At 50.2% G+C, this 7,002-nt stretch carries 8 protein-coding genes and 1 pseudogene; 4 read left to right on the forward strand and 5 right to left on the reverse strand.

Annotation, left to right across the window (positions count from 1 at the left end; genetic code table 11):
* Positions 1-117 precede the first annotated feature (117 nt).
* Entirely contained in the window at positions 118-918 is an 801-nt protein-coding gene (locus tag ACR0AU_RS21735) for a hypothetical protein (RefSeq protein ID WP_480796312.1), read from the forward strand.
* A 30-nt stretch (positions 919-948) separates the two neighbouring features.
* Here ACR0AU_RS21735 and ACR0AU_RS21740 read toward each other — a convergent pair whose 3' ends face one another.
* From ACR0AU_RS21740 to ACR0AU_RS21750, 3 genes are all read right to left on the reverse strand, one after another.
* Positions 949-1,419 carry a type I restriction-modification system subunit M N-terminal domain-containing protein gene (locus tag ACR0AU_RS21740; protein ID WP_480796313.1) on the reverse strand — a complete coding sequence of 157 codons (471 nt, stop codon included), beginning with the start codon at positions 1,417-1,419 and terminating at the stop codon, positions 949-951.
* Between the two features lie 1,089 nt (positions 1,420-2,508).
* The gene (locus tag ACR0AU_RS21745) at positions 2,509-2,937 is read right to left on the reverse strand and encodes a c-type cytochrome (protein WP_480796314.1); all 429 of its coding nucleotides are present in this window, start codon (positions 2,935-2,937) and stop codon (positions 2,509-2,511) included.
* A gap of 406 nt (positions 2,938-3,343) precedes the next feature.
* Positions 3,344-3,772, reverse strand: a complete 429-nt coding sequence (locus ACR0AU_RS21750) for a c-type cytochrome (protein WP_480796315.1) — start codon at positions 3,770-3,772, stop codon at positions 3,344-3,346.
* Positions 3,773-4,001: 229 nt separating this feature from the next.
* Here ACR0AU_RS21750 and ACR0AU_RS21755 point away from each other — a divergent pair, with 229 nt between their 5' ends.
* The 3 genes from ACR0AU_RS21755 to ACR0AU_RS21765 all read left to right on the forward strand — a co-directional run bounded on the left by ACR0AU_RS21755 (position 4,002) and on the right by ACR0AU_RS21765 (position 6,024).
* Complete coding sequence (locus ACR0AU_RS21755; RefSeq protein ID WP_480796316.1) at positions 4,002-4,550, forward strand: DUF6512 family protein; 549 nt, start codon at positions 4,002-4,004, stop codon at positions 4,548-4,550.
* Between the two features lie 104 nt (positions 4,551-4,654).
* A complete protein-coding gene (locus ACR0AU_RS21760) occupies positions 4,655-5,695 on the forward strand; it encodes a PLP-dependent cysteine synthase family protein (RefSeq protein ID WP_480796317.1) in 1,041 nt (346 codons plus the stop codon).
* 20 nt (positions 5,696-5,715) lie between these two features.
* On the forward strand, positions 5,716-6,024 hold the full coding sequence (locus ACR0AU_RS21765; RefSeq protein WP_480796318.1) for a hypothetical protein: 309 nt from the start codon (positions 5,716-5,718) through the stop codon (positions 6,022-6,024).
* A 276-nt stretch (positions 6,025-6,300) separates the two neighbouring features.
* On the opposite strand, the pseudogene ACR0AU_RS21770 reads toward ACR0AU_RS21765, so the two are convergent.
* Both ACR0AU_RS21770 and ACR0AU_RS21775 read right to left on the reverse strand, forming a co-directional pair.
* Positions 6,301-6,450, reverse strand: a pseudogene (locus ACR0AU_RS21770) (IS5/IS1182 family transposase); the annotation flags it as partial.
* 112 nt (positions 6,451-6,562) lie between these two features.
* A partial coding sequence (locus ACR0AU_RS21775) for an EamA family transporter (protein ID WP_480796319.1) occupies positions 6,563-7,002 on the reverse strand: 440 nt, incomplete at its 5' end.

Consider the following 7,002-nt stretch of genomic DNA (forward strand, 5'->3'; position numbering starts at 1 on the left):
TATGAGGGCGGCCCGCCTGGGGGCTTTGCGCCACATAGGGTGGGTCAAATTTAAATGCTGAAACCGGGTCAGTTTTGAACGCTCATTGACAGTGAAAGAGCACTAGCAGAAAACTGGATGGCGCTGGGTGAGTGGCTCAATTCTCTTGTTCAAGAGCCTAGTTCATATGGGTTCAAATTTGCTGAAGAAGCTCTTCAAGCCGTCGCGGACGCAAGAGGAACCAAAGCCAGCAGTCTGCGCAATCAAATGCGAGCTACGGACTGGTTACAGTCCAATCATCCTGAGATTTTGGATAAGAAACCACAGTGGCTTGGAATGATGCAGGTTCTGCTACTTTCGAGACTGGAGCAATATAGTTCCGAAAAGGCGAAGGAGATCTCCCCAAAGGTCTTTGCCGGTGAAGTCTCGCAATCGGAAATGGCGCGCATTCTTGAAAAGGTGCGTACTAGCAGGTCGGTTATGGGTCGTCCCCAAGCGCAAGCGAGGCTAACGGCCAAGCAGCGTGGACAATCATTCGAGAATGCCGCGAGGGCTTTCTTTAAAGAGAATGTCGATGACATTTTCAATCATCAGAATTTGATCGTTCAGGAAGGAAAAACGCTGGAGCCTCTGGGAACAGACCTGGTTGTTTATGATGGCTCTGAACTGCTCTGCGCAATTGAGATAAGGGGGCCGCGATCAAGAGTGGATCCTAGCTATATTATTGACCAACTGGCTCGCGCCGCCCTGGTGCTACGAAATGTTCCAGAAGTTCTCTACGTTGTTCCTCAGGATTCTGAATACAACCTTCAAGAGATGGACAACATTAGAGAGAAGTTGGAGATCGACGGGATAAAGTTCGCGGCTTTGCCAGAGAAGGAATGGTTCACTCTCGCGGACCTTGAGATTTTTGAAGAACGCTATCCGGAGTTTAGGTAGCAATTCTGACTACCAAGAAGACTGCTGACGTCAGACACCCGATTCTGTCGCGAAATGGCGCATCAAATACTCATAGGCATCACCCATGAGATCGTCACCCTCGGCTTGGTTCCGACCAAGGTCCAAGCCTTCGAAGATCCGGACTAGCTTGGACAAGGTGTCCACCATGGCCTTCCCTTTGCCCAACCGATCTTCATTGTTGAAATCGTTGTCAGCGCTGCGGAGCCAGTCCATGTCATTTGCTTTGGCAAAGGCGCCGACGATGGTGTTCAGGCGATCACCAATATCCGTTTTGCCATCTGCTGCCACCATGTCATTGAACGATCCGCCTTCAGGCACAACGATGGCGCCGTACTTCTGATTGGCGTATTTGTCGGAGACATACTTCATGAACAGAAGCGTCAGGATGTAATTTTTGTATTGGGACGCATCCATGCCGCCGCGAAGCTCATCGCAGCTTGCCCATAGAGATGCATAAAGATCGGTTTTCTTGACTGCCAACGGGTCACCTCAGGGTTCGATAGGTACAGCGCCCAATTGGCCGCAGTGATTTGTTGCCGCGATCAATGGGCCTATTGGAGATTTCAAATCAGAGGATGCCGCAGCCGCTAGGCATTCGCAATCGCCCAAAAGTTGAGTTCGCACACAAGAAACTAAGAATTTCAGCTCTTGATTGCATCATAACCAGAACTTTGGGCAATTTAGTCAGAACTTTGGGTCAAAACAGGATTTTGGGCGATCCTACACTAGATGTAGGTGCGCTCATAACGCTGCATTCCCAACATTGATTTCATTGAAGAAAATCTTGGAAGCTTACCCATAACTCTGCGCGGTATTTGCGCATAACTTTGCACGATTTGCCCATAAGTTTGCGCGTTTCAAGGTACGCGCCCAATTTAAAATAGTATCTGCATGGATTCTACAACTTTAAAGCACTGTACTTCAATCATAAGTGCATTTTGATTGGCAACCTTCAACCTTTGACCGATCAAAGTGGTTCACTCGCACACTGGCGATAGACCGCCAGAACGAACTTCAGCGGCTGGAGCTTGAGTTCCGCGGCAGAGCCTTTGAAACCAATAACAGCCCGCAGGAAATTGCGATGGGTTGGTTCGACATTCATCTGGCCGGACATCAATACCAAGGTATGATATAGTTCCACTATGAGCACCGAAACCTTAATCAGCCTTACCCTGTCATTTGTTCTCATCAGCCTATGTATTTGGTTGGTGCGTCGCATCGTAAAACACAGCGGTCGAGACAGGACAGTAGACCCAGAGGCCGTGAAAGAACTAATGCGCACTATCGACTGGTCGCAGCTCGATAGAGTATTGGATCGGCCACGGTGACAAGTGGCCCAACTGGGAATGCTCTTAGCGAGTGCCTAAGGGATCGCTTGGCTTTGAAATGATCCTGCGCAAATCTGAAAGCCACCTCGATAGCTTCAGATGTCGACAACCATCGTTAAGAGCATTGGTGTAGTCCGCCTTGGACATTGAGCGGTTATTCGTTGTTTCTTGGTAATTTCGGCACCTGCCCATCGCAGCACAGTGCAACGCTCTTTATCGCACTCAGCTGCGTATCAGAACTTCACGGAACATATCGTTCCGGCTTCGGAGACTGAATACTCTCCAAATACTCAGCAATTTCGATTAGTCTGGAAGGAATACGCGTAACCAAACCATTCCCCGTATCGAATTCGACAGTAGGGCCGTCGTTCAACTCGGTGATTATAGGCATGTCATCGCGAGGTTCTTGTACTTTTAAATAACCGTCCAAGATCGACATGACCTCCAACATGGGCCACACGCCATCCCTGCGGTCGGAAATCTTTGTTAAATCAGCAGGCTGTGTTTTCAAATCAGCTGAGTCAGGTCCTTTTCCAGATGCATCGATTCCGTGACATCTGGCGCAATGCTCAACAAAGAGGTCTTTGCCAAGGTCCGAAAATTCTTGGGCCGCAGATATCGTTGCAACCGAAGAAATGACTATGCTTGCAACGATTCTAAAGTACCTCATAAGCTGGAGGTCCTTTGCTAAACGAGAGTTTACCACAACAAAAATGGACCGACATCTCCCCCCGGTCAACGTCGGTCCTTTACCATATAACATTTGCTATCCTGTGGCCCAAAACCGATTGATGGGGACAGGCAGCAACGAGCTCAGAACAGCTTTACCATTTAACATTCGAAATTTAGCATGTGAGCGCGTTTGACTCTTTGACATAAATCATATGTCACTTCGCAGTCTGCCAGAATTGGACTCGACACGCCAATTCGGCCAAAAGATTTTGAGTGACAGCTTACGCCTAGCAGACCACGGCGCTTCACAATGCTAGGCCTGCAATAGTCAACGGGTCAAAAAAGGTGCAAGTCCAGAACACCGGCAAACGGTCAATTGCTGACCTAGCGCCAAGAACACTAATCTACTGTTGGATGCTTTCTAAGAAAAACAATAACCCTGCTAACTCGCGCGGGGTGGGCGTCAAGACACCCTCGATTTCAACCGGAACCAGGTCTTCCGCCATTTCCCCGCCAAATTCCGGCATAACCCGAGCAAGATGGCTGTTTCCTGGGTCGCCATAGATGTAGCTTAGGGCCAGTGCTTGAGGGAAAGTGCCTGCGTTCTTCGCGCTCAATGTTGTCAAATCTGTTGGCTCAACGGAAAGACCGCTGCTTGCCGGGCCACCGCCTCTGCCATCCACACCATGACAAGAACTACAGTTTTCTGAGAAAAAGGCTTCCCCATCAGCGCGAGTGGGCATGACGTCGGCGTCAGGATACAGATCTGTACATGACGCTGTGGCCAGAGCAAAAAATCCAACCGATAATATAACCCACCTTTTATCGTGCATGCTCTACCCCGGTTTTTAATCCAGCCTACGGTCTATTGTAGCACATGGCAATGACGGCAACTGCGGTTAATAATCAGGAAGGGTCAACTTTACAAACTCTTACAAGGACTTGGACATTGCCGCTCACTATGGGCGATTAAAGCTACTTCTAGACCTTCAATGCCTGTGGGCATTTCACTTTTGAGAATCTAAGCAGAGTATTCGACAATCTGGATTGGGAGATCCAAACATGCTGGAAACCTCGTCCCGAATAATTTGGCTCGAAGCGATTGGGGCGATCCTGATAATCCTACTCGGATCCGGGCTGCACTTTGCATTTGTTTTGCTGGGAAGTTGGGCGCCAGTGGCGCTTGTGGCAGCTGTCAACGAGTCAATTTGGGAACACTTAAAGCTGGCTTTTTGGCCAGGATTTTTTTGGGCCTGCCTGATGCCGCTTCCACCCCGACTTACAAGAAGGGACGTATTTAGTGTTAAGGGATTTAGCCTCGCAATTACTGCTATTTTGATTGTGACAGTATTCACGGCATACACAGCGATACTTGAGCGCAACTTTTTGTTGATTGATATTGGAATATTTGTTGCAGCAATTTGCATCGGCCAGATCGGGTCAATTCTGCTGCTTGCTTACGAAGATCAAATACCTGCACTCATCCATGGATTCGGCCTGGTTCTCCTTGGGCTTCAAGTCGTCGCCTATAGTACCTTAACATTTTTCCCTCTCAATCATTGGCTGTTCATTGAAGCACGTTCTGGCACGATAGGCATTCCTGCCCATTAGATGGACAGTCGGACCAATTGGTGGCGCATGCTTGCATCCCCGTGAATTCCAAAGACGATTTTCCTGAGCTTGACGGGCCTTAAACAGGGCGCTTGAGTAGAAGTATGGGCCGTTGGATTTCGGATTCGATTACAAAGATCAATGCAGATGCTCACCGCTCTGCCGATACGCACCTTTTCAAGCTACCCGTTCGGGGGCTGAAGGGCGTAGACATCTATCTCAAGGATGAAAGTACCCATCCGACCGGCAGTCTCAAGCACAGGTTGGCGCGGTCGCTTTTCCTTTATGCGCTGGTAAACGGGAAGATTAGGGAAGGGACACGTGTAATCGAAGCCTCGTCAGGCAGCACTGCCGTTTCAGAAGCTTACTTCGCCCGTATGATCGGAGTGCCTTTTACCGCGGTTCTCCCAAAATCTACCGCCAAGAGCAAAATCGACCTAATCCAGTTCCAAGGTGGCGAAATCCACTTCGTCGATGCGGCGCCGGACATGCACCAGGCCTCGGTTGAACTGGCAACTGAAGTCGGTGGCTACTTCATGGATCAGTTCACGTACGCCGAGCGGGCGACGGATTGGCGAGGCAACAACAACATTGCAGAAAGCCTTTTTCGCCAGATGGAACGAGAGCCACATCCAATTCCATCGGTGATTGTGATGAGCGCGGGCACTGGCGGAACTTCAGCAACGCTGGGGCGGTACATTCGCTACAAAGGCTTTAACAGTGAATTGGTTGTTGTGGACCCAGAAAACTCAGTGTTTTTTGATAGTTTTCGAACCGGAGACAGGACCCTGACCCGCTCCTGTTCAAGTCGTATCGAAGGTATCGGACGTCCCAAAGTAGAGAAGTCATTTTTGGCAGATGTAATCGACCGTATGATCCAAGTGCCAGATGCGGCAAGCATTGCGACAATGCTCTGGCTTGAAGATCGGATCAGGCGGCGGGCGGGCCCATCAACAGGCACAAACCTTTGGGGGGCTTTGCAAATTGCGCAAGAGATGGAGGCGGCCGGACGATCTGGCTCCATCGTCACTATTCTGTGTGACGACGGAAACCGTTATCTCGACACCTACTACGATCCGGAATGGGTGATGGAAAACTTCGGCGAAACCGCCTCTTACGAAGCTACTTTGGCGGGATATCACTGAATTCAAACGAAGAGGACAGCATGAAAAGGGTGAAATTTGTGTTTGCAACGCTTCTGGCATCAATGGTCGCCGTGATGTTTTGCGCCACAACAGTTTTGGCCTCCTCTCAGGAAGCACAACGGATCATCGAAAGCGCGGCTGCTGTTTGCAAAGACTTCGAGAATGGAGAGTTTGATCAGGGTGACGCTGTGACCGAGATCGAGCTGCGCTCCCAGTTTGGCACGGTTAAGGCTGAACTCGTAGATGAAAGCCAGTATTCCTGTACTTCTGCTGCCTCTATGTACTGCGGAACAGGGGGGTTGCATGCTCCATCTTATCGTCGGCGGTGAGATCATGTCGTGGCAGGCAACGGGTTGGCGTCTTATTGACTGGGGGCCTGACCGTATACTGCTTATTGGACGAGACGGTGGTTGGTGCGGAGGCGCAGGAGCCGAGGTTTGTTACGAGGCGCTAGTTTGGAGCAATGGGAAGATTTTAACCGTTGGTTCGGCGCCAGAGTAGACTCACTTAGCGCTAGCGGTTATTTTACACGCCTGGCCTGGTGGGCCAGAACTTTTGGATCAAGCTTGATCTGTTCGACGGCGATTTCCTAAATTTTCGACTTATTACCCAAACAAAAGCTTTGCCGCGAGGGCGATGGCAGACATGAAGATGATAAAGGGCCTGTCATAACGGGTCGCGACCCGGAACCGCTCTTTCAGCCGTCCAAATATGTTCTCAATCTTGTGACGGATTCGATAAATCCTAGCATCATATGGTGCGAAATCTTTGCGGTTTTGTTCCGTTTCTCGGGATTCGCAAGACCCGCTTCGGGCCGCAAGCCGCCAGTCATGTGCACCGCAGAAAACGGCAGCACCGAGCCTAGTACTACTGCCTCGGTGATTTTGCGAGCACGGTGGATACGGTGCGCGTCTTTCTACTTCTTGTGATCGCGATTGCGCCCAGCACTAATGCACATGCCAAAGCTTGAGGTAAAGAGATGGCTTCGCCAAAGGCAAGATATCCCACGGCAAACATCGTGGGTAATTCGATGCTTCCGACGACCGCAGTTTGGGAAGCCCCAATAACAGGTGAGCATATCGTGTAGATAAGCTGGGGCACGAAAGCGGTAACCAGACCAATACCAACAATGAAAAGCCAATCGGATTGTTCCCTTGGGAGAAGTTCTCCAACCTCAGCACCAATGATGAGCGGTGCGAGGCCCAGTACGGACCCTAGAGAAACTGACGCGATACGTGCCAATGGCGCAATCCGTGACAACCTGTGTACCAGGACGCAAATTCCGAAGCCAAACCCAAATGGGGCGG

This window comes from Ruegeria sp. CG1 (assembly GCF_056537265.1).

Bases quoted from the DNA above. Each gene is read 5' to 3' on its own strand.
- ACR0AU_RS21755 (WP_480796316.1), top strand. From the start codon at position 4,002: ATGCTGGAAACCTCGTCCCGAATAATTTGGCTCGAAGCGATTGGGGCG.
- ACR0AU_RS21760 (WP_480796317.1), top strand. From the start codon at position 4,655: ATGGGCCGTTGGATTTCGGATTCGATTACAAAGATCAATGCAGATGCT.
- ACR0AU_RS21765 (WP_480796318.1), top strand. From the start codon at position 5,716: ATGAAAAGGGTGAAATTTGTGTTTGCAACGCTTCTGGCATCAATGGTC.
- ACR0AU_RS21750 (WP_480796315.1), bottom strand. From the start codon at position 3,772: ATGCACGATAAAAGGTGGGTTATATTATCGGTTGGATTTTTTGCTCTG.
- ACR0AU_RS21735 (WP_480796312.1), top strand. From the start codon at position 118: ATGGCGCTGGGTGAGTGGCTCAATTCTCTTGTTCAAGAGCCTAGTTCA.
- ACR0AU_RS21745 (WP_480796314.1), bottom strand. From the start codon at position 2,937: ATGAGGTACTTTAGAATCGTTGCAAGCATAGTCATTTCTTCGGTTGCA.